This is a genomic window from Streptomyces sp. CA-142005, from assembly GCF_050942335.1.
GTDB lineage: Bacteria > Actinomycetota > Actinomycetes > Streptomycetales > Streptomycetaceae > Streptomyces.
The window spans coordinates 6,887,012-6,908,933 of record NZ_CP192078.1; the positions used below are offsets into that span (position 1 = coordinate 6,887,012).

At 71.1% G+C, this 21,922-nt stretch carries 19 protein-coding genes; 14 read left to right on the forward strand and 5 right to left on the reverse strand.

Annotation, left to right across the window (positions count from 1 at the left end; translation table 11 throughout):
• Positions 1-45: 45 nt before the first annotated feature.
• Complete coding sequence (mutM, locus tag ACQPXS_RS32210; RefSeq protein ID WP_356305876.1) at positions 46-906, forward strand: bifunctional DNA-formamidopyrimidine glycosylase/DNA-(apurinic or apyrimidinic site) lyase; 861 nt, start codon at positions 46-48, stop codon at positions 904-906.
• On the opposite strand, the gene ACQPXS_RS32215 is transcribed toward mutM, so the two are convergent.
• Positions 879-1,274 carry a winged helix-turn-helix transcriptional regulator gene (locus ACQPXS_RS32215; RefSeq protein ID WP_433456045.1) on the reverse strand — a complete coding sequence of 132 codons (396 nt, stop codon included), beginning with the start codon at positions 1,272-1,274 and terminating at the stop codon, positions 879-881. The two genes, mutM and ACQPXS_RS32215, sit on opposite strands and share 28 nt — an antisense overlap.
• A 161-nt stretch (positions 1,275-1,435) precedes the next feature.
• Between ACQPXS_RS32215 and ACQPXS_RS32220 the strand changes: the two genes are divergently transcribed.
• Positions 1,436-2,017, forward strand: coding sequence for a flavodoxin family protein (locus ACQPXS_RS32220; protein ID WP_433452823.1), 582 nt, complete (start codon positions 1,436-1,438; stop codon positions 2,015-2,017).
• A 15-nt stretch (positions 2,018-2,032) separates the two neighbouring features.
• On the opposite strand, the gene ACQPXS_RS32225 is transcribed toward ACQPXS_RS32220, so the two are convergent.
• The gene (locus ACQPXS_RS32225; RefSeq protein ID WP_433452826.1) at positions 2,033-3,439 is read right to left on the reverse strand and encodes a CAP domain-containing protein; all 1,407 of its coding nucleotides are present in this window, start codon (positions 3,437-3,439) and stop codon (positions 2,033-2,035) included.
• 102 nt (positions 3,440-3,541) lie between these two features.
• On the opposite strand from ACQPXS_RS32225, the gene ACQPXS_RS32230 reads away from it, so the two are divergent.
• The 6 genes from ACQPXS_RS32230 to ACQPXS_RS32255 all read left to right on the forward strand — a co-directional run bounded on the left by ACQPXS_RS32230 (position 3,542) and on the right by ACQPXS_RS32255 (position 10,596).
• Positions 3,542-3,823, forward strand: a complete 282-nt coding sequence (locus ACQPXS_RS32230) for an acylphosphatase (RefSeq protein WP_190018654.1) — start codon at positions 3,542-3,544, stop codon at positions 3,821-3,823.
• A 380-nt stretch (positions 3,824-4,203) separates the two neighbouring features.
• On the forward strand, positions 4,204-4,407 hold the full coding sequence (locus tag ACQPXS_RS32235) for a hypothetical protein (RefSeq protein ID WP_014675251.1): 204 nt from the start codon (positions 4,204-4,206) through the stop codon (positions 4,405-4,407).
• Positions 4,408-4,651: 244 nt separating this feature from the next.
• Positions 4,652-8,242 carry a chromosome segregation protein SMC gene (gene smc / locus ACQPXS_RS32240; protein ID WP_433452828.1) on the forward strand — a complete coding sequence of 1,197 codons (3,591 nt, stop codon included), beginning with the start codon at positions 4,652-4,654 and terminating at the stop codon, positions 8,240-8,242.
• 203 nt (positions 8,243-8,445) lie between these two features.
• Positions 8,446-9,864 (forward strand): sugar porter family MFS transporter, encoded by a 1,419-nt coding sequence (locus tag ACQPXS_RS32245; protein ID WP_433452830.1) that lies wholly within the window; start codon positions 8,446-8,448, stop codon positions 9,862-9,864.
• Positions 9,865-9,872: 8 nt separating this feature from the next.
• The gene (locus tag ACQPXS_RS32250; protein ID WP_433452831.1) at positions 9,873-10,259 is read left to right on the forward strand and encodes a hypothetical protein; all 387 of its coding nucleotides are present in this window, start codon (positions 9,873-9,875) and stop codon (positions 10,257-10,259) included.
• 19 nt (positions 10,260-10,278) lie between these two features.
• The gene (locus ACQPXS_RS32255) at positions 10,279-10,596 is read left to right on the forward strand and encodes a hypothetical protein (protein WP_433452833.1); all 318 of its coding nucleotides are present in this window, start codon (positions 10,279-10,281) and stop codon (positions 10,594-10,596) included.
• On the opposite strand, the gene ACQPXS_RS32260 is transcribed toward ACQPXS_RS32255, so the two are convergent.
• Positions 10,541-11,524, reverse strand: coding sequence for an LLM class flavin-dependent oxidoreductase (locus tag ACQPXS_RS32260; protein WP_433452836.1), 984 nt, complete (start codon positions 11,522-11,524; stop codon positions 10,541-10,543). The two genes, ACQPXS_RS32255 and ACQPXS_RS32260, sit on opposite strands and share 56 nt — an antisense overlap.
• 92 nt (positions 11,525-11,616) lie before the next feature.
• Between ACQPXS_RS32260 and ACQPXS_RS32265 the strand changes: the two genes are divergently transcribed.
• Positions 11,617-11,817, forward strand: coding sequence for a hypothetical protein (locus tag ACQPXS_RS32265; RefSeq protein ID WP_433452838.1), 201 nt, complete (start codon positions 11,617-11,619; stop codon positions 11,815-11,817).
• Positions 11,818-11,822: 5 nt separating this feature from the next.
• Here the strand turns inward: ACQPXS_RS32265 and ACQPXS_RS32270 are convergent, their stop codons facing one another.
• Positions 11,823-13,274: a cytosine permease gene (locus ACQPXS_RS32270; RefSeq protein WP_433452840.1), complete on the reverse strand. Its 1,452-nt coding sequence runs from the start codon at positions 13,272-13,274 to the stop codon at positions 11,823-11,825.
• Positions 13,275-13,445: 171 nt separating this feature from the next.
• On the opposite strand from ACQPXS_RS32270, the gene ftsY reads away from it, so the two are divergent.
• Complete coding sequence (gene ftsY / locus ACQPXS_RS32275) at positions 13,446-14,651, forward strand: signal recognition particle-docking protein FtsY (RefSeq protein WP_351807190.1); 1,206 nt, start codon at positions 13,446-13,448, stop codon at positions 14,649-14,651.
• 149 nt (positions 14,652-14,800) lie between these two features.
• Here ftsY and ACQPXS_RS32280 read toward each other — a convergent pair whose 3' ends face one another.
• Positions 14,801-15,463 carry a bifunctional DNA primase/polymerase gene (locus ACQPXS_RS32280; RefSeq protein WP_433452843.1) on the reverse strand — a complete coding sequence of 221 codons (663 nt, stop codon included), beginning with the start codon at positions 15,461-15,463 and terminating at the stop codon, positions 14,801-14,803.
• A gap of 457 nt (positions 15,464-15,920) precedes the next feature.
• Here ACQPXS_RS32280 and nsdA point away from each other — a divergent pair, with 457 nt between their 5' ends.
• From nsdA to ACQPXS_RS32300, 4 genes are all read left to right on the forward strand, one after another.
• Positions 15,921-17,399 carry a transcriptional repressor NsdA gene (nsdA, locus tag ACQPXS_RS32285; RefSeq protein WP_433452844.1) on the forward strand — a complete coding sequence of 493 codons (1,479 nt, stop codon included), beginning with the start codon at positions 15,921-15,923 and terminating at the stop codon, positions 17,397-17,399.
• A 355-nt stretch (positions 17,400-17,754) separates the two neighbouring features.
• Positions 17,755-19,098 (forward strand): ammonium transporter, encoded by a 1,344-nt coding sequence (locus ACQPXS_RS32290; RefSeq protein ID WP_433452846.1) that lies wholly within the window; start codon positions 17,755-17,757, stop codon positions 19,096-19,098.
• Positions 19,095-19,433 (forward strand): P-II family nitrogen regulator, encoded by a 339-nt coding sequence (locus ACQPXS_RS32295; protein ID WP_030990174.1) that lies wholly within the window; start codon positions 19,095-19,097, stop codon positions 19,431-19,433. The genes ACQPXS_RS32290 and ACQPXS_RS32295 overlap by 4 nt, the downstream gene beginning before the upstream one ends.
• A 29-nt stretch (positions 19,434-19,462) precedes the next feature.
• Complete coding sequence (locus ACQPXS_RS32300) at positions 19,463-21,904, forward strand: [protein-PII] uridylyltransferase (RefSeq protein ID WP_433452847.1); 2,442 nt, start codon at positions 19,463-19,465, stop codon at positions 21,902-21,904.
• The last annotated feature ends 18 nt before the right edge of the window (positions 21,905-21,922 follow it).

Here is a 21,922-nt window from a genome sequence, read left to right on the forward strand (position 1 = left end):
GGGGGCGGGCGCTCGGCTCGTCCACCGCTTCGTACGGGGGTCCCGATGCCCGAGTTGCCCGAGGTCGAGGTCGTCCGGCGCGGCCTGGCGCGCTGGGTCGCCCACCGCACCGTCGCCGAGACCGAGGTGCTGCACCCGCGCGCCGTACGCCGGCACCTGGCTGGGTCCGACGACTTCACGCACCGGCTCAAGGGCCACCACATCGGCACGCCCAGCCGACGGGGCAAGTACCTGTGGCTGCCGCTGGAGGAGACCAACCAGTCCGTCCTCGCCCACCTCGGCATGAGCGGTCAGCTGCTGGTGCAGCCGCACGAGGCGCCGGACGAGAAGCACCTGCGCATCCGGATCCGGTTCGCCGACTCGCTCGGCACGGAACTCCGGTTCGTCGACCAACGCACCTTCGGCGGGCTGTCGTTGCACGACAACACCCCCGACGGCCTGCCCGACGTCATCGCGCACATCGCCCGCGACCCCCTAGACGAGCTCTTCGACGACGAGGCGTTCCATCTGGCGCTGCGCCGCAAGCGGACCACCATCAAGCGGGCCCTGCTGGACCAGTCGCTGATCAGCGGGGTGGGCAACATCTACGCCGACGAGGCGCTGTGGCGCTCCCGCATCCACTACGAGCGCCCGACGGCGAACTTCACCCGTCCCGTCACCACCGAACTCCTCGGCCACGTCCGGGACGTGATGAACGCCGCCCTCGCCGTGGGCGGCACCAGCTTCGACAGCCTGTATGTCAACGTCAACGGCGAGTCGGGCTACTTCGACCGGTCCCTGGACGCGTACGGCCGTGAGGGCCTGCCCTGCAAGCGGTGCGGCACGCCGATGCGCCGCCGCCCCTGGATGAACCGCTCCAGCTACTTCTGCCCGAAGTGTCAGAGGGCGCCGCGCGTCTCGTCGTAACGCGCGCGTGCCGCGAGGACGTCGTCCATGGCGCCCTCCACGCAGTGGATGAGCGCCAGCAGCCGCTCGGCCACCTGACGGCCCAGGGGGGTCAGTTCGTAGTCCACGCGCGGCGGGTTGGTCGGCTGCGCGTCGCGGCGCACCAGGCCGTCGCGCTCCAGCGCGTGCAGCGTCTGGGACAGCATCTTCTCGCTCACCCCGTCCACGCGGCGGCGCAGCTCGTTGAAGCGCAGCGAGCCCTCGTACAGCGCGCCGAGCGTGAGACCGCCCCAGCGGCCGGTGACGTGCTCCAGCGTGCCGCGTGACGGGCAGGCCTTGGCGAAGACGTTGTAGGCGAGGTCGTCGTGGTCCTGGGCGATCTGGCTCATACCGGCGGTCATGGCACGAGGGTACGCGTGCGCAGCGCTAACCGCCAGGTTGCACTAACTAGAAGTTAGTGCTTTCCTGAAGTCACTGCTTCTGAGCTGCCATGCAGCCGGTGCAGCCCAAGCTGCCCATGCGGCCCATGCGGCCCATTCGAGGAGTCTCTGTGACCACCCCTGTCGTTTCCATCGCCTACCACTCCGGCTACGGCCACACCGCCGTCCTCGCCGAGACCGTCCGCGCCGGTGCCGCCGACGCCGGTGCCGAGGTGCACCTGATCAAGGTCGACGAGATCACCGACGAGCAGTGGGAGACGCTGGACCGCTCCGACGCGATCGTCTTCGGCTCGCCCACCTACATGGGCACCGCCTCCGGCGCCTTCCATGTCTTCGCCGAGGCCACCTCCAAGCGCTGGTTCGGCCAGGACTGGAAGGACAAGCTGGCCGCCGGCTTCACCAACTCCGGCTCCAAGAGCGGCGACAAGCTGCACACCCTGCAGTTCTTCCAGATCCTCGCCGCACAGCACGGGATGAACTGGATCAACCTCGGCCTGCACCCCGGCTGGAACAACAGCGCGGGCTCCGAGAACGACCTCAACCGCCTCGGCGTCTTCGCGGGCGCGGCTGCTCAGACCAACGTGGACGAGGGCCCGGACGCCGTGCACAAGTCCGACCTCGCCACGGCCGAGCACCTGGGACGCCGCGTCACCGAGACGGCGCGGGTCTTCACGCGGGGGCGCGCGGCCTGAGGGGTCAGGGACGCCTCAGTAGCCGAAGTCCTGTGTCCACCAAGGTCCGCCCGGGCCCAAGTGGACGCCGACGCCCAGGGTCTTGAAGTCGCAGTTCAGGATGTTGGCACGGTGGCCGGGGCTGTCCATCCAGGCCTGCATCACGGCCGCCGCGTCGGCCTGGCCGCGGGCTATGTTCTCGCCGCCGAGGTCGGTGATCCCCGCCGCCGCGGCCCGGTCCCACGGCGTCTTGCCGTCCGGGTCGGTGTGGTCGAAGAAGTCCCGCGCCGCCATGTCGTCGCTGAACGACTCGGCCAGCTCGGACAGGGAGGAGTTCGCCGCCAGCGGGCTGCACCCGACCTTCGCCCGCTCCTCGTTGACGAGCTTCAGCACCTCCGCCTCGGCGGCGCTCGCCGTGGAGACCGCCACCGGTGGGGCACTCGTCTTCGGAGCCTTCGGTGCCTTCGGAGTCTTGGACGGCGTACGCGACGGGGTGGCCTCGGGCTTGCCGGCCGGCGTCGCCGGCGGCGTCGGCTGCCCGGTCGCCGTGTTCGACGGGGTGGGCGTGGGCGAGACCGACGCGGACGCGGACGCCGATGCGGACGCGGTCGGGCTCGGGGACGTCGAGCCCCCGGAGTTCAGGCCGGTGCCGCCCCCGGAGGTGTCGGCGCTGCCCGAGGTGCCGCCCTGCTCGGCGGCCGTGTTGCTCGGCGTGTCCACCGTCTGCACCCGCTCGCCGCCGGTGGTGTGCGTGGCGCCGCCGAGCCGGTAGTTCTGCAGGCCCGGCACCACGCCGGTGGCCACCGCGGCCGTACCGAGGGCCACGGCCACGGACACCCCGAGCAGTCCTCCACGCACCGGCCGCCTCGCGGCCTTCTTCCGGCGCCGGTGGCCGGGGGAGGGGTGGCCGGCCGGGGTGAAGTCACCACCCCAGGGGCCGTCCGGGCCGTCGCCCTCCGCCGCGAACAGGTAGGCGTGCGCCCTGGCGGTGGCGTCTGCGTAGTCCAGCGGCCGCAGACCGGTCGCCGGGGTGTAGGCCTCCGGGTTCAGATACGGCGCGATGCCCCGGGGCGCCGGTTCCCGCCGGAGGACCTCACCCGGGACGATCTCACCCGGGTACGAGTCCTGCCACGCCACACCCGCGTACGACCCCTGCCGGGCGCCGCCCGCGTACGAGTCCTGCCACGACGCCTCACCGGTGAAGGGGTCCTGCCACGGCTCACCGGTGAACGAGTCCTGCCACGGCTCACCGGTGAACGAGTCCTGCGGGGTGCCGATCCCGGTGGTGGACCGCCGCGTGGGTATGCCGCCCGTGGGGCGGTTCCTGGCGGCGCGGCCGGCGGCGGAGCGGCGGTGGCGTCCCATGTCCTTGCCCTCTTCCTCGTCCTCGCGGTCGACCGGCGCCTGCGTGGCGAGTGACTCCGCATGGCCAACCCGACTCACTCGATCGAGTGAGTTTCATATGAGATTCATCGGGCGGGACGGTACCGCATGCCGCCGACGGGCGATGTGTCCCGAGCGACATCGGCTGGTTAGGTTGCACCCATGAGCGAGGATGTACGACTGGTGGCCTGGGTGCGTGGACGCGTCCAAGGTGTGGGTTTCCGCTGGTTCACGCGGGCCAAGGCGCTGGAGATCGGCGGCCTGAGTGGTTTTGCTCTCAATTTGGCCGACGGCCGCGTCCAAGTCGTCGCGGAGGGCGCGCGCGAGGGCTGCGAGGGACTGCTCGACTGGCTCCAGGGCGACGACACGCCCGGACACGTGGACGGAGTCACCGAGATCTGGGACACACCCCGCGGCGGCTACGACGGCTTCGCCATCCGCTGAACCGATTCTGTAAAGGGGCGCAGGCGGGCGCACGGGAGACTGCCGGGGGCACATGCGCACAGCAGAAACGACCTGGTGGTTGCCAAGAACGGCCCGGCATGGCAGGCTCCCCAGGAACAGCTGATCGCCACGCCCTGAAGGCCCCGGATGACTCGCTGCGCCGCCGTTTTTCCGGCCGCGCGCCCCGGTTTGCCCGCCAATACAGGGCGTGATCGTGTTGACCGTCAAACTTTTTGGTGAGACGCTGAAAGCCCCGCGCACCTTAGCTGTTTGGCATGGAGCAACAGCAGAGCAACACCCGGATGTGCCAAGCACCGCGGGTGCAATCCCTCACGACCCAACCGCATCGGTCGGTCACTCATTGTGGAGGACCATCCATCATGGCAAAGGCGCTTCTCGGTTACGTCGGCGGCTCCGACCCTCGACTCCTCGCCGAGATGCGACGGCTGCAGCAGCGCGTTCAGGACCTGGAGTCCGAGCTCGTCCGGATTCAGGCGGAGAACGAAGCGCTGACGGCTGCCGCCTCTCAGGACAGGATCATGGAGAGCATCGACGCACACCAGGCGGAGCCTGCGCTCACCTGATCACTGCATCGCTCCACGACAGCAGTCGCAGCGATCGGGCTGCCGTATCAACCGCTCAGTTGATCGGACGACCGCAACCCGGCCGTCAGAGTTTGCAAGGGACGCTTCGGCGTCCCTTCTTTCTTGCCCCGCGCATCCTTTCACTGTCTTTAACGTACGGTGTGCCCTGCATGTTCAATGGCGAAACCGTGGGGTTGCGAGTGTTCGTGGAGTGAGATAGCGGCGCCAGGTAGAGTCCAGCGGCGTGCACCTCAAGGCCCTGACCCTCCGCGGGTTCAAGTCGTTCGCCTCGGCGACCACGCTCCGGTTCGAGCCGGGGATCACGTGTGTCGTCGGCCCGAACGGCTCGGGCAAGTCCAATGTCGTGGACGCGCTCAGCTGGGTCATGGGCGAACAGGGCGCCAAGTCGCTGCGCGGCGGCAAGATGGAGGACGTCATCTTCGCCGGCACCACCGGCCGCCCCCCGCTGGGCCGCGCCGAGGTGTCCCTGACCATCGACAACTCCGACGGCGCGCTGCCCATCGAGTACGCCGAGGTCACCATCACGCGGATCATGTTCCGCAACGGCGGCAGCGAGTACCAGATCAACGGCGACACGTGCCGCCTCCTGGACATCCAGGAACTCCTCTCCGACTCGGGCATCGGCCGCGAGATGCACGTCATCGTCGGCCAGGGCCAGCTCGACTCCGTCCTGCACGCCGACCCGATGGGACGCCGCGCCTTCATCGAAGAGGCGGCCGGCGTCCTCAAGCACCGCAAGCGCAAGGAGAAGGCCCTGCGCAAGCTGGACGCGATGCAGGCCAACCTCGCGCGCGTGCAGGACCTGACGGACGAACTGCGCCGCCAGCTCAAGCCCCTGGGCCGGCAGGCGGCGGTGGCGAGACGGGCCGCCGTGATCCAGGCGGACCTGCGCGACGCACGCCTGCGCCTGCTGGCCGACGACCTGGTACGCCTGCGGGAAGCGCTCAAGGCCGAGATCGCCGACGAGGCCGCCCTGAAGGAGCGCAAGGAGGCGGCCGAGCAGGAGCTGAAGAAGGCCCTGCAGCGCGAGGGCCTCCTGGAGGACGAGGTACGGCAGCTCACGCCCCGCCTCCAGCGCGCCCAGCAGACCTGGTACGAGCTGTCCCAGCTGGCCGAGCGCGTCCGCGGCACGATCTCGCTGGCCGACGCGCGCGTGAAGAGCGCGACGTCCGCGACCCCCGACGAGCGGCGCGGCCGCGACCCCGAGGACCTGGAGCGCGAGGCCGCCCGCATCCGTGAGCAGGAGGCCGAGCTGGAGGCGGCCCTGGAGGCGGCCCAGCACGCCCTCGACGACACGGTCGCCCACCGCGCCGAACTGGAGCGGGAACTGGCCGTCGAGGAACGCCGGCTGAAGGACGTCGCGCGCGCCATCGCCGACCGCCGCGAGGGTCTGGCCCGCCTGTCCGGCCAGGTCAACGCGGCCCGCTCCCGAGCGGCCTCGGCCCAGGCCGAGATCGACCGCCTGGCCACGGCCCGCGACGAGGCACAGGACCGCGCGGTGCGCGCCCAGGAGGAGTACGAGGCGCTGAAGGCCGAGGTGGACGGCCTCGATGCCGACGACGCCGACCTGGCCGAACAGCACGAGGCGGCCAGGCGCCGGCTCGCCGAGGCCGACGCCGCCCTGAGCGCGGCCCGCGAGGCCCTCACCACCACCGAGCGCACCCGCGCCGCGACCCAGGCCCGCCACGAGGCGTTGGCCCTGGGCCTGCGCCGCAAGGACGGCACCGGCATACTCCTCGGCGCCCGCGACCGCCTCACCGGGGTCCTGGGGCCGGCGGCGGAACTCCTGACGGTCACCCCCGGCTACGAGGTCCCCCTGGCCGCGGCCTTCGGCGCGGCGGCGGACGCGATCGCCGTGACCACCCCGGCAGCGGCGGCCGAAGCGATCCGCCTCCTCCGTAAACAGGACGGGGGCAGGGCAGCACTCCTGCTGGCGGCGGAAGCGCCTCATGGGGGCACGGGGAACGGCGCGACCAGCCCCGACGCACCCGCGGACGTCCCACCATCGGGCGCCCCCCTCCCCGCCGCCGACCTGGTCCGCGGCCCCGCCGACCTCCTGCCCGCCGTCCACCGCCTCCTGCAGGGAATCGTCGTCGTAGGCACCCTGGAGGACGCCGAGGACGTCGTCTGCGCGCACCCGGAACTCACCGCCGTGACCGCCGAAGGCGATCTCCTCGGTGCCCATTTCGCACATGGCGGATCGGCGGGGGCGCCGAGCCTGCTGGAGGTGCAGGCCTCCGTCGACGAGGCCGCGGCCGAGCTGGCCGAGCTGGCCGTGCGGTGCGACGAGCTGGCCCAGGAGCAGCGGGCGGCGGCGGAACGGCGTACCGAGGCCGCCGGCCTCGTGGAGGAACTCGCGGAGCGGCGTCGCGCGGCCGACCGGGAGAAGTCGGCCGTCGCCCAGCAGCTCGGCCGGCTCTCCGGGCAGGCCCGGGGCGCCGCAGGCGAGGCCGAGCGGTCGGCCGCGGCCGCCGCACGCGCGCAGGAGGCGCTGGAGAAGGCCGTACAGGAGGCCGAGGAGCTGGCCGAGCGGCTGGCGGTCGCCGAGGAGATGCCGGTCGAGGAGGAGCCCGACACCTCCGTACGCGACCGGCTCGCCGCCGACGGTGCCAACGCCCGGCAGACCGAGATGGAGGCCCGCCTCCAGGTCCGTACCCACGAGGAGCGGGTCAAGGGGCTCGCCGGGCGGGCCGACTCGCTCGACCGGGCCGCCCGCGCGGAACGCGAGGCACGCGCGCGTGCCGAGCAGCGCCGCGCCCGGCTGCGGCACGAGGCGGCCGTGGCGGAGGCCGTCGCCTCCGGCGCCCGGCAGCTGCTCGCGCACATCGAGGTGTCCCTCGCCCGCGCCGAGCAGGAGCGCACCGCCGCCGAGGCCGCGAAGGCCCGACGGGAACAGGAGCTGGCCACCGCACGGACCCAGGGCCGCGACCTCAAGGCCGAGCTCGACAAGCTCACCGACTCCGTCCACCGCGGCGAGGTGCTCGGTGCCGAGAAACGGCTGCGCATAGAGCAGCTGGAGACCAGGGCGCTGGAGGAGCTGGGCGTCGAACCGGAGGGGCTGGTGACCGAGTACGGCCCGCACCAGCTCGTGCCGCCCTCGCCCCCCGCCGAGGGCGAGGTGCTGCCCGACGACCCCGAGCACCCGCGCAACCAGCCCAAGCCCTTCCACCGCGCCGAGCAGGAGCGGCGGCTCAAGGCAGCCGAGCGCGCCTACCAGCAGCTGGGCAAGGTCAACCCGCTGGCGCTGGAGGAGTTCGCGGCGCTGGAGGAGCGGCACAAGTTCCTCAGCGAGCAGCTGGAGGACCTGAAGAAGACCCGCGCCGATCTGCTCCAGGTGGTGAAGGAGGTCGACGAGCGTGTCGAGCAGGTCTTCACCGAGGCGTACCGGGACACCGCCCGCGAGTTCGAGGGCGTCTTTAGCCGTCTCTTCCCGGGCGGCGAGGGCCGCCTGGTCCTGACCGATCCCGACAACATGCTCACCACGGGCGTGGATGTCGAGGCCCGTCCGCCCGGCAAGAAGGTCAAGCGGCTCAGCCTCCTGTCCGGCGGCGAGCGCTCGCTGACCGCCGTGGCGCTGCTCGTGTCGATCTTCAAGGCCCGGCCGAGCCCCTTCTACGTCATGGACGAGGTCGAGGCGGCGCTGGACGACACCAACCTCCAGCGGCTGATCCGGATCATGCAGGAGCTGCAGGAGGCCTCGCAGCTCATCGTGATCACGCACCAGAAGCGCACGATGGAGGTCGCCGACGCGCTCTACGGCGTGTCGATGCAGGGGGACGGCGTCTCCAAGGTCATCTCCCAGCGCCTTCGTTAGCGTCGGCCATTCAAGATCAACTCCCTCTGTGTTCAAGAAGTGAACATGGAGACCTGGGCCACATCCGAAAACTCACAGCAACTGAACTATTGACTTCGAAACTTGAAGGCATAGTCTCTGCAACGTTGCTTTTACCTTCAGGTCTCACTACCTGAGAGGGCTCACCCCACCCGGCAGCGTTGCCGTGGCCCGAGGAGTTTTTCGTGACCAGCACAGCGCAGGCACCTCAGCAAGGAGCCAGGACGGCTCAACCCGAGCATCTCGGGCACGTCATCTTCATCGCGGCGGCTGCCGCCATGGGCGGTTTCCTGTTCGGTTACGACAGCTCCGTGATCAACGGCGCGGTCGAGGCCATCCGCGATCGCTACGACATCGGCTCCGCGGCCCTCGCCCAGGTCATCGCGATCGCCCTGATCGGCTGTGCCATCGGCGCCGCGACCGCCGGCCGCATAGCCGACCGGATCGGCCGCATCCGGGTCATGCAGATCGCCGCGGTCCTCTTCGTCGTCAGCGCTGTCGGCTCCGCACTGCCCTTCTCCCTCTGGGACTTCGCCCTCTGGCGCGTCGTCGGCGGCTTCGCCATCGGCATGGCCTCCGTCATCGGCCCGGCCTACATCGCCGAGGTCGCACCGCCCGCCTACCGCGGCCGGCTCGGCTCCTTCCAGCAGGCCGCGATCGTCGTCGGCATCGCCATCTCCCAGCTGGTCAACTGGGGCCTGCTCAACGCCGCCGGCGGCGACCAGCGCGGTCACCTGATGGGCCTGGAGGCCTGGCAGGTCATGCTCGGCGTCATGGTCGTCCCCGCCGTCCTCTACGGCATGCTGTCCTTCGCGATCCCCGAGTCCCCGCGCTTCCTGCTCTCCGTCGGCAAGCGTGAGCGCGCCAAGGAGATCCTCGCCGAGGTCGAGGGCAAGGACGTCGACCTGGACGCCCGCGTCGCCGAGATCGAGCACGCGATGACGAGCGAGCACAAGTCCACCTTCAAGGACCTGCTCGGCGGCGGCTTCTTCTTCAAGCCGATCGTCTGGGTCGGCATCGGCCTGTCGGTCTTCCAGCAGTTCGTCGGCATCAACGTCGCGTTCTACTACTCCTCGACGCTGTGGCAGTCGGTCGGTGTCGACCCGACGGACTCGTTCTTCTACTCCTTCACGACGTCGATCATCAACATCGTCGGCACCGTGATCGCGATGATCTTCGTGGACCGCGTCGGCCGCAAGCCGCTCGCCCTCATCGGCTCCGTCGGCATGGCCGTCGGTCTGGCCCTGGAGGCCTGGGCGTTCTCGTACCACCTCGTCGACGGCAAGCTCCCGGGCACCCAGGGCTGGGTCGCCCTGATCGCCGCCCACGTGTTCGTCCTCTTCTTCGCCCTGTCGTGGGGCGTGGTGGTCTGGGTCATGCTCGGCGAGATGTTCCCGAACAAGATCCGCGCCGCCGCCCTGGGCGTGGCCGCCGCAGCGCAGTGGATCGCCAACTGGGCCATCACCGCGAGCTTCCCGTCGCTGGCCGACTGGAACCTCTCCGGCACCTACGTCATCTACACGGTCTTCGCCGCGCTCTCGATCCCGTTCGTCCTGAAGTTCGTCAAGGAGACGAAGGGCAAGGCGCTGGAGGAGATGGGCTGACCCGCCCCGTGGACTCGGGGAGAAGGGCCAAGTCCCCGCTGCCCCTCTCCTCGTACCTTCCGCCGCCCCCGCACCGGCCACTGCCCGGTGCGGGGGCGGCGGTGTCGTACGGCCCCGCCGTTCCGCCCGTCGTTCCGGAGCGCCCCCGTTGTCAGTCGCGCCCTGCCCTCGACCGGTTCTACGGCGCGGTGCACCACCAGGGCAGCGTGTACCCGCCGACGGCGGCGAGCCTGCCGTTCCTGTTCGAGCCGGCCGGCGACGACACCACGCCCGACCGTGCCCCCGTCGTCACGCTGATCGTCAGCATCGGCCGGGAATCCCTCGACAGAGCCTTCGAGGACGACGGCAGCGAGATCGAGTACCACCCTCCGATGGGCTACTGCGCGAGCTGCTGACGGACGACTACGAATACGAATGGGTCCGGGTGCACGCGCCGCCGCGCTCTGGGAGATCGGCGGCGAGGCCGAGGCACCGGCCGTCCTGGACACCCTGCTCCAGGCCTGGGCACAGAACCCGTCGACGGCCAACCACGTCGTGACCTGCCTGGACCGGATGGACGCCCGCGCGGCCCGAGCCACCCTGCCGCTGCTCCGCGAGCAACTGTCCCTGCCCCGGCGCGGCGGCCGGTTCCGGAGCGTCGACCACGACGAGGAACTCCAGCGGCTCGGCCGCGCCCTCATCGCGCGGCTCGATCCTCCAGCACCGGAAGCACCCGCTCCGCGAAGAGCCTGAGGCTGCGCCACCCTTCCTCAACCGGCATCCCGCCCGCCAGCGGATGCAGGACGAGACTGTCGGCACCCAGCGCCACGCACTCCTGCGGGCTGAGGATGCGGTACACGCCCTCCGTGCGCAGCTCCTGCACCGTCGTGGCCGCCGACTTCACCGCCGAGCGGATCCGGCCCGACTGCCAGGAGGCGTAGGTCCGCGCCTCGTGCAGGAAGTGCTCGCCGTACTCCGCCCACGCCCGGTCCGGATCCTCGGCGATGTGCAGCAAGGGAGTCTCGGCCGCGGGCATCATGACCCAGCCCTCGGTGCCGTACTCGGCGAGCTTCTCTTTGTAGTACGACTCCAGCTCCGGCAGATGCGCGCTCGGGAAGAACGGCAGGCCGAGCCGGGCGGCCCGGCGGGCGGCGGCCTTGGAGGAGCCGCCGACCAGGAGGAGGGGGTGCGGATCGGTGAAGGGGCGCGGGGTGAGCCGTACCGTACGGCCCCGGTAGATGAACTCCTCGCCGGACCACGCCTTGAGCAGGGTCTCCAGCAGCTCGTCCTGGAGCCGGCCCCGGCGCCGGAAGTCGACGTCGAACAGGGCATACTCCTCGGGCCGGTAGCCGATCCCGGCCACCGTCACCAGCCGTCCGCCGCTCAGCAGGTCCAGTACGGCGATCTCCTCGGCCAGCCGCAGCGGATCGTGCAGCGGGCCGATCACCGCCGACACGGTCACCGCGATCCGGCGGGTCGCCCCGAACACCGCGCCCGCGAAGGCGAACGGCGACGGCAGCCAGTTGTCGTCGGCGCCGTGGTGCTCCTCGGTCTGCACGGTGCTGATCCCGCGCTCGTCCGCGTACGCGGCCATCTCCAGGGCGGCCCGGTAGCGCGCGGAGAGGGCGGCGGGAGTGGCGCCGGGAGCGACGAGGTTGAAACGGACGACCGTGACGGGCATGGGAAATCCCCCTCCGGTGCGATGCGGTGGAGGGGGACGGTAGCTGACGCAGCGTCAGATAGCCATGCGAAGGCGGGAGATAGGCTCGCCAGATGACCGACACCGTACCCACCGATCCGCGGGCGGAGGCCGGCCGGGGCCGGGTCGCGCTCTGGCTCGACCCGGACGACCTGCGGTGGCTCGCCCGGCACTGCTGCTGCCCGGACGACGCCGGCCAGGAGACGACGGACCGCTGCTCCCGCCTCCGCTTTCGCGCGAGCGCGGCCCTGCACAAGAACGGCCCGGCCGGCTGACGCCGTCAGGCGTCGACGGTCGCCCGCTCCTCGGCCCGCTCGACGACCTCCGCCGGCCGCGTCACCGCCGGCTTCGGCAGCACCAGGTACAGCGCGCCCGAGATCACGATCGTGGCCACCCAGCCGAGGCCGTACTCGCCGATGACGTTGTTCTTCGCGAGCGGGCCGGTGAACCAGTCCGAGGTGGTGAACATCAGGCCCGACGCCAGGCCGATCGCCCAGGCGGCCACGGCCGCGGGGGAGAAGCCGCCCTTGTACCAGTAGGCGCTGGTGCGCGTGGTGTCCGTCATGGCGCGGCCGTCGTACTCGGTACGGCGCAGCATGTCCGCGCCGAAGACGCCGACCCAGGCGGAGAAGGCGACCGCCAGCAGCGACAGGAAGGCGATGAACGAGCCCATGAAGCTCGTCGCCACCAGCATCAGCACACCGCCGAAGACCAGCGAGATCACCGCGTTCACCGAGACCGCCCAGTGGCGCGGCACCTTGAAGCCGAGGGTCTGGGCGGTGAAGCCCGCCGAGTACATCGACATCGAGTTGATCAGCAGCATGCCGATCAGCGCGATGAACAGGTACGGCACCGCGATCCACGTCGGCAGGATCTCGCCGAGGAAGGACACCGGGTCGGTGGCCGAGGCCAGGTCCGGCGTGGCGACCGCCATCACCGCGCCCATCAGGACCATGGGAAGCACGACGACACCGGCGCCGCCGACCGCCGTGCCGACGATCGCCTTCGAGGAGGCGGTGCGCGGCAGATAACGGGTGAAGTCCGGCGCGGACGGGATCCAGCTGACACCGCCGGCCGCGATCATGCCGATCCCGGTGATCACCGCGGCCGTCGAACCGGCGCTGTGGTGCATCACCTTCGACCAGTCGGTGTTCGCCACCAGGTAGACCAGGACCAGCACCGAGAAGACGCCGAAGAGGTACGTGGCGTACTTGTTGCACTTCTGTACGGCGTTGATGCCGAGGCCCGAGATCGCGAAGGTCGCGACGACGAACACCAGCAGCGTCACCATGTCCAGCACGCTGTTGGCCTTCAGCCCGAACAGGATGTCCAGGATGGTGAGCATCGCGTAGGCGCCGGTGACCGCGTTGATCGTCTCCCAGCCCCAGCGCGCCACCCAGATCAGCGAACCGGGCAGCAGGTTGCCGCGCTGGCCGAAGACCGCGCGCGACAGCGCCATGCCGGGCGCGCCACCGCGCTTGCCCGCGATTCCGATCAGACCGACCAGGCCGTACGACACGATCGGCGCGGCCACCGCGACGACGAGGGCCTGCCAGATGTTCAGGTGGTACGCCACGACGAGGCTCGCGCCCATCGTCAGCAGCAGCACGCTGATGTTGGCGCCGACCCAGGTGGGGAACAGCTCACGGGTCTTCGCCGTGCGCTCGTGATCGGGGACCTGTTCGATACCTCGGGTCTCGAGAGCGCCTTCGGTGTCGACGGTTTTGCTCATGAAAAAGGGGCACCAGACGTGGGGGGACAGGGACGCTCGGGACTCTACGCGCGTCAATAGAGTCGCCACCATCGTACTTTGCTCCGAGTCATCGCATTAAGTGGCGTTTGTCTCTCGGACGAAGGCACAAACAGCTTTCTGCGCAAACCCATGACTGATACTGGACGCGTTATGGAAACCGTCATCCTTGCTGTAGTCATCGCCGTGGTCGTGCTCGCGGCGCTCGGCGGGCTGTTGGTGGGCACCCGGCGCAAGAAGCCGCTGCCTCCTCCGCCGCCGAAGACGCCCGACATCACCGCGCCACCGGCCGAGCCGCACGTCGGCGAAGAGGCCGAGACGCCGCGCGAAGAACCGCGCCGCACCATCGAGGAGGTGGATCTCCCCGGCGGCCCCGCACCGGTCGTCGTGGAGGAGCCCCCTGCCGCCGTCGAGGCTCCCGAGATCGAGATCCCGGAGCCCACCGCGGGCCGGCTGATCCGGCTGCGCGCCCGCCTGTCCCGCTCCCAGACCGCCCTCGGCAAGGGCCTGCTCACGCTGCTCTCGCGCGAGCACCTGGACGACGAGACCTGGGAGGAGATCGAGGACACGCTGCTCACCGCCGACGTCGGTGTGCAGCCCACCCAGGAGCTGGTCGACAGCCTGCGCGAGCGCGTGAAGGTGCTCGGCACCCGTACGCCCGAGGAGCTGCGCGGCCTGCTGCGCGAGGAGCTGCTCAAGGTGATCGGCACGGACTTCGACCGCACGGTCAAGACCGAGCCCGCGGACCGCAAGCCCGGCATCGTGATGGTCGTCGGTGTCAACGGCACCGGCAAGACCACCACCACCGGCAAGCTCGCGCGCGTGCTCGTGGCCGACGGCCGCACCGTCGTGCTGGGCGCCGCCGACACCTTCCGCGCCGCCGCCGCCGACCAGCTGCAGACCTGGGGTGAGCGGGTCGGCGCCTACACCGTGCGCGGGCCGGAGGCCGGCGATCCCGCCTCCGTCGCCTTCGACGCGGTGAAGGAAGGCAAGGAGATGGGGGTCGACGTCGTCCTCATCGACACCGCCGGCCGCCTGCACACCAAGACCGGCCTCATGGACGAGCTCGGCAAGGTCAAGCGGGTCGTGGAGAAGCACGCGCCGCTGGACGAGGTGCTGCTCGTCCTGGACGCCACCACCGGCCAGAACGGCTTGGTGCAGGCCCGCGTCTTCGCGGAGGTCGTGGACATCACCGGCATCGTGCTGACCAAGCTGGACGGCACGGCCAAGGGCGGCATCGTCGTCGCGGTCCAGCGCGAGCTGGGCGTCCCGGTCAAGCTGGTCGGCCTCGGTGAGGGTGCGGACGATCTCGCGCCCTTCGAGCCGGAGGCGTTCGTGGATGCTCTGATCGGTGACTGAGTGGTTACCGGTTGCGGTGACTGACGGGAAGCGCCCGCCCCAAGGTGCAGTGGGGTTCGGGCGCTTCGCCTTGCCGGTGGGGCTGGTGCTGGTCAGGGGCGCCCGCCCCAAGGTGCAGTTGGGGACGGGCGTTTCGCGTTACGTGCTGGTCAGGCCCGCGCTCGCGACCGGTGGGCCACATAGGCCAGCGTGCCCAGCAGCAGTCGCGCCGCCGGGGGACGGGTCGCCGAGTCCAGCGCGGGCGGGCGCAGCCAGCGCACCGGGCCCAGGCCGCCCCGGTCGGAGGGCGGCGCGGTGATGTGCGTACCGGGTCCGAGGCCGCGCAGGTCCAGGGCCGAGGGGTCGTCCCAGCCCATGCGGTAGAGCAGCCGGGAGAGCTCGGCGGCGGCGCCGGGTGCGACGAAGAAGTGGGCGCGGCCGTCCGGGGTCGCGGTCACCGGGCCGAGGGGGAGGCCCATCCGCTCCAGGCGGGCCAGGGCGCGGCGGCCCGCGGCCTCGGAGACCTCGACCACGTCGAACGCCCGGCCCACCGGAAGCATCACCGCGGCGCCCGGCACCTCCGCCCAGGCCTTGCTCACCTCGTCCAGCGTGGCCCCGGCCGGCACCTGGGCCGCGAACTCCAGCGGATGCGCACCCGGCGCCGGGCAGTCGGCGCGTCCGCACGAGCAGGCGCCCGCCGCGGCCCGGGCTCCCGGCACCACGTCCCAGCCCCACAGTCCGGTGAACTCGGCGACGGCGGTGCACTCCGACGAACGGCCGCGCCGACGCGTGCTGGAGCGGATCTCGCGAATGCCGCCGATCGTGAAGTCCATGCCCCCTCCAACGGGTCCAGCGCGCCGGTGGTTACGCCACGGAGCGAGACGGAAGCGGAACGTAACGCTACGGCTCCGCATTCCCCGGTCGCCGCGAGGCCAAGGCGGCGCCTTGAGGTGCTACGGGTGGCGCATCGGGGTGTTCGCGCCCCCGGGTGCACCACTCCGCCCACTTCCGGCCGTCCTATGTCAAGTGAATCGCGTACCGGCGACGGTGAGTTCATTCGAAGGGGTGGCGAATGGTGGCGTTTCAGGGATCCCGGTGGTTGAGCGGGTGATCGTAGGATTACTGTGAGTGCGCGAGTCCGGTCGGCATATGCATGGATGGGTATGCCGGGGGCGAGGCGTCAGCTCGTTCGAAGGGTGAGAACCGGCGGACAAGAGGCCGTATTTACCGGCATTCTGATAAGGCTTGGCGCACTCGACGACAAGTGGTCTCAGGGATGGGGGCGTTCCAGTGAGCGGCAACGGCGGTAGCGGAGCGAACGCTGACAGGCGCCCCAACGACCTGCTCGGCTCGTGGTTCGTGCGGAGCGGCTGGTCCAAGGGCGAGCTGGCCCGCCAAGTGAACCGCCGGGCACGCCAGCTGGGTGCCAACCACATCTCCACGGACACCTCGCGCGTGCGCCGCTGGCTGGACGGGGAGAACCCGCGCGAGCCGATCCCGCGCATCCTCTCGGAGCTGTTCTCCGAGCGCTTCGGCTGTGTGGTCTCCATCGAGGACCTCGGCCTGCGCGCCGCCCGCCAGTCACCCTCCGCGTCCGGTGTCGACCTGCCCTGGACGGCGCCGCAGACGGTCGCCCTGCTCAGCGAGTTCTCGCGCAGCGACCTGATGCTGGCCCGGCGCGGCTTCCTCGGCACCTCGCTGGCGCTGTCCGCCGGGCCCTCCCTCATCGAGCCCATGCAGCGCTGGCTGGTCCCGAACCCCACCTCCCCGGTCCCCGCCGAGCCGGAGCCCGTCCTCGACCTCCGCAGGCCCGGCCGGCTGTCCAAGCCCGAACTGGACCTGCTGGAGTCCACCACGCGGATGTTCCGGCAGTGGGACGCCCAGTGCGGCGGCGGTCTGCGCCGCAAGGCGGTCGTCGGCCAGCTGCACGAGGTCACGGACCTGCTCCAGGAACCCCAGCCCGAGGCCACCACCCGCAAGCTCTTCAAGGTCGCCGCCGAACTCGCCGAACTGGCCGGCTGGATGTCGTACGACGTGGGCCTCCAGCCCACCGCGCAGAAGTACTTCGTCCTCGCCCTGCACGCGTCCAAGGAGGCCGGCGACAAGCCCCTCGGCTCGTACATCCTCTCCAGCATGAGCCGGCAGATGATCCATCTCGGCCGGCCCGACGACGCGCTGGAGCTGATCCACCTCGCCCAGTACGGCAGCCGCGACTGCGCGAGCCCGCGCACCCAGTCCATGCTGTATGCGATGGAGGCCCGCGCCTACGCCAACATGGGCCAGCCCGGCAAGACCAAGCGCGCGGTCCGCATGGCCGAGGACACCTTCGCCGAGGCCGACGAGTGGGACGAGCCGGACCCCGACTGGATCCGCTTCTTCTCCGAGGCCGAGCTGTACGGCGAGAACTCCCACTCCTTCCGCGACCTCGCCTACGTCGCCGGACGCAGCCCCGCCTACGCCTCCCTCGCCGAGCCGCTGATGCGCAAGGCGGTGGACAAGTTCGCGGAGGACAGCGAGCACCAGCGGTCGTACGCGCTGAACCTGATCGGCATGGCCACGGTGCACCTGCTCCAGCGCGAGCCCGAGCAGAGCACGGCCTACGCCTCCCAGGCCATGGAGATCGCCAGGAAAGTCCGCTCCGAGCGTGTGAACACTCGTATTCGAAAGACCGTCGACACGGCCGTACGGGACTACGGCGATCTCGCCGCCGTCGTCGACCTCAGCGATCAGCTCGCCGTCGACCTGCCGGAAACCGCCGCAGCGGTCTGACGCACCCGGCTCCCCTGCCCCGGCCGCGGCCGGTCCTCCCGAACTGCCCGACTCGGCTCCCCCACGCCAGGTCATCGGAGAGGCCCCGCCGCGGCCGGCCTGTTTCCCCGTACGTGTCACCACGTGCCGACCGGAGCAGGTTGCGTCACGATAACGATCGGCAGGGTCGAGATCCGGCAGTTCATGGACGCGTAACACGCCAGGCGCCTTCGTCACCCCGGCGAAACAACGAGGGGCTTCCACCGAAACCGCGCTGCGCCAATCTCATGGCGCATAACCGGCCCACACCCCACGACCCGCCGGACCGCTCAGGCACCGCCCGCACGGGGCCGTACCAACCGACGAGGAGACGCCGATGGCACCAGCCATCACGCTTGCCGCGGAGGCACCCAAGCTGTCTGCCGCGAACACAGGCTTCATGCTCATAGCTTCTGCCCTGGTACTGATCATGACGCCGGGTCTCGCCTTCTTCTACGGAGGCATGGTCCGCGTCAAGAGCACCCTGAACATGCTGATGATGAGCTTCATCAGCATGGGCATCGTCACCATCTTGTGGGTGCTCTACGGCTTCTCCCTCGCCTTCGGCACGAACAACAGCTTCATCGGCTGGGACTCCGACTGGTTCGGCCTGCGCAAGATCGGTCTGACGGAGCTCTGGCCCGGCTACACCATCCCGATCTTCGTGTTCATGGTCTTCCAGATGATGTTCGCGATCATCACGCCGGCCTTGATCAGCGGCGCCCTCGCGGACCGCGTCAAGTTCTCGGCCTGGTCGCTGTTCATCGCGCTGTGGCTGACGCTCGTGTACGTCCCGGTCGCCCACTGGGTGTGGGGTGCCGACGGCTGGGCCTACAAGCTCGGCGTGATCGACTTCGCGGGTGGTACGGCGGTCCACATCAACGCGGGTGCCGGAGCGCTCGGCGTCATCCTCGTCATCGGCAAGCGCGTCGGCTTCAAGAAGGACCCGATGCGCCCGCACAGCCTGCCGCTGGTCATGCTCGGTGCCGGCCTGCTGTGGTTCGGCTGGTTCGGCTTCAACGCGGGCTCCTGGCTCGGCAACGACGACGGCGTCGGCGCGCTGATGTTCGTCAACACGCAGGTCGCGACGGCCGCCGCCATGCTGGCCTGGCTCGCCTACGAGAAGATCCGGCACGGCGCGTTCACCACGCTGGGCGCCGCCTCCGGCGCGGTCGCCGGTCTGGTCGCGATCACCCCGTCCGGCGGCGCGGTGTCCCCGCTCGGCGCGATCGCCGTCGGCGCCATCGCCGGTGTCGCCTGCGCCGCGGCCGTGGGCCTGAAGTTCAAGTTCGGCTACGACGACTCCCTCGACGTCGTCGGCGTCCACATGGTCGGCGGCATCATCGGCTCCCTGCTGATCGGCTTCTTCGCCACCGGCAAGGGCCAGTCCACCGCGACCGGTGTCTTCTACGGCGACCACAGCTGGACCCAGCTGTGGAAGCAGTTCGCCGGTGTCGGCGCGGTCCTCGCCTACTCGCTGATCGTCTCCGCGGTCCTCGCCTTCCTGCTCGACAAGACGATCGGCATGCGGGTCACCGAGGACCAGGAGATCTCCGGTATCGACCAGGCCGAGCACGCCGAGACCGCCTACGACTTCAGCGGTGCCGGCGGCGGTGTCATCGGCTCCACCGCCCACGCCCCCGCCGTGGCCGCCACGCAGACCAAGAAGGTGGACGCATGAAGCTCATCACCGCCGTCGTCAAGCCCCACCGGCTGGACGAGATCAAGGAGGCCCTGCAGGCCTTCGGCGTCCACGGCCTGACGGTCACCGAGGCCAGCGGTTACGGTCGTCAGCGGGGCCACACCGAGGTCTACCGCGGTGCCGAGTACACCGTCGACCTGGTCCCCAAGATCCGCATAGAGGTCCTGGCCGAGGACGACGACGCGGAGCAGCTGATCGAGGTCATCGTCAAGGCGGCCCGCACCGGCAAGATCGGTGACGGCAAGGTCTGGTCCCTGCCGGTCGAGACGGCCGTACGGGTCCGCACCGGCGAGCGCGGGCCGGACGCGCTCTGATCACACCTTCTCAGAACGGGAGTCGCTGGGTGACGGGAACGGACGAGCGGATGGCAGAGGACTCGGGACCCAGCGGCTACGCGGCGGCCCGGCTGCGCCTCCTCACCGAGGGGGCGCGGTCCGGGCCGCCGCGCCGTGCCGCCCTCGCGGGACTGACCGACGACTGGCTCGCCGGGCTGTTCAAGGCGGCCGCCGAGGGATTCCCGGGTGCCTCCCTGGTCGCCGTCGGCGGCTACGGCCGCGGCGAGCTGTCCCCGCGCAGCGACCTGGACCTGCTCCTGCTGCACGACGGCAGTGACACCAAGGCCGTCGCCGCCCTGGCCGACCGCCTCTGGTATCCGATCTGGGACATGGGCCTCGCCCTCGACCACTCCGTGCGCACCCCGGCGGAGGCCCGCAAGACCGCCGGGGAGGATCTGAAAGTCCAACTCGGCCTCCTGGACGCGCGCCATCTCGCCGGCGACGCCGGCCTGACCGCCGGCCTGCGTACGGCCGTCCTCGCCGACTGGCGCAACCAGGCCCCCAAACGCCTGCCCGAACTCCAGGAACTCTGCGCCGAGCGCGCCGAGCGCCAGGGCGAGCTGCAGTACCTGCTGGAACCCGACCTCAAGGAGGCGCGCGGCGGCCTGAGGGACGCCACCGCCCTGCGCGCCGTCGCCGCCTCCTGGCTCGCCGACGCCCCGCGCGAGGGCCTCGCGGACGCCCGCCGGCGGCTGCTCGACGTACGGGACGCGCTGCACCTGGCGACCGGCCGTGCCACCGACCGGCTCGCGCTGCAGGAGCAGGACCAGGTGGCGGCCGAGCTGGGGCTGCTGGACGCGGACACCCTGCTGCGGCAGGTGTACGAGGCGGCCCGGGTCGTCTCGTACGCCAGTGACGTCACCTGGCGCGAGGTGGGGCGCGTGCTGCGATCGCGCGCCGTCCGTCCCCGTCTGCGCGCCATGCTGGGCGGCGGCAAGCCCGTCGCCGAGCGCTCCCCGCTCGCCGAGGGCGTGGTGGAGCAGGACGGCGAGGTGGTGCTCGCCCGCGCCGCACGCCCCGAGCGCGACCCCGTGCTTCCCCTGCGCGCCGCGGCCGCCGCCGCGCAGGCCGGCCTCCCGCTCTCCCTGCACGCCGTACGGCGCATGGCCGCCACCGCGCGCCCCCTGCCCACGCCCTGGCCCGCCGAGGCCCGTGAGCAGCTGGTGACGCTGCTCGGCTCCGGCCGCCCGACCGTCGACGTCTGGGAGGCGCTGGAGGCGGAAGGCCTGATCAGCCGCCTGCTGCCGGACTGGGAACGGGTCCGCTGCCGCCCGCAGCGCAACGCCGTCCACATCTGGACGGTCGACCGGCACCTGATCGAGACGGCCGTCCGCGCCTCCGAACTGACCCGCCGGGTCAGCCGCCCCGACCTCCTCCTGGTGTCCGCCCTGCTGCACGACATCGGCAAGGGCTGGCCCGGCGACCACTCGGTGGCCGGCGAGATCATCGCCAAGGACGTGGCGGCCCGGATCGGCTTCGACCGCACGGACGTGGACGTGCTGTCCGTCCTGGTCCGCCACCACCTGCTGCTGATCGAGACGGCCACCCGCCGCGACCTCGACGACCCGGCCACGGTCCGCTCGGTCGCCGAGGCGGTCGGCAGCCAGAGCACCCTGGAGCTGCTGCACGCCCTGACCGAGGCCGACGCCCTCGCCACCGGCCCCGCGGCCTGGTCCTCCTGGCGCGGCTCCCTCGTCGCCGACCTGGTGGGGCGGGTCTCCGCCGTGCTCGCCGGCGACGCCCCGGCCGAGCCGGAGCCAGCCGCGCCCACGGCCGAGCAGGAGCGGCTGGCGATCGAGGCCTACCGCACCGGCGGCCCGGTCCTCGCGCTGCGCGCCCAGACGGAACCGGTCCCCGATCAGGAGTCCGTCCAGGAACCCCTGGGCGTCGAGCTGATCATCGCCGTACCCGACCAGCCCGCCGTCCTCCCCGCCGTCGCCGGTGTCCTCGCCGTGCACCGGCTCACCGTCCGCACGGCCGAGCTGCGCACCCTGCGCCTGCCCGACGACGTCGACGACGGCTCGGTGCTGCTGCTGAACTGGCGGGTGGCCGCCGAGTACGGCTCCCTGCCGCAGGCCACCCGGCTGCGCGCCGACCTCGTCCGCGCCCTCGACGGCACCCTGGACATCGCCGGCCGCCTCGCCGAACGGGACGCGGCCTACCCCCGCCGGCGCGGCTGGGTGGCCCCGCCGCCGAGGGTGACCGTCGCTCCGGCGGCCTCCCACCACGCCACGGTGATCGAGGTCCGCGCCCAGGACGCCCCGGGCCTGCTGCACCGGATCGGGATGGCCCTGGAGAAGGCGGGGGTGCGGGTGCGGAGCATGCACGTGTCGACGCTGGGTTCCAACGCGGTGGATGCGTTCTATGTCACCACCGGCGCCGGGGAACCGCTGCCGGCGGAGGACGCCGGGTCGCTGGCACGGGTCCTGGAGGAGACGTTGCGGGCGTGACCCCGGCGGGCGCCAGGT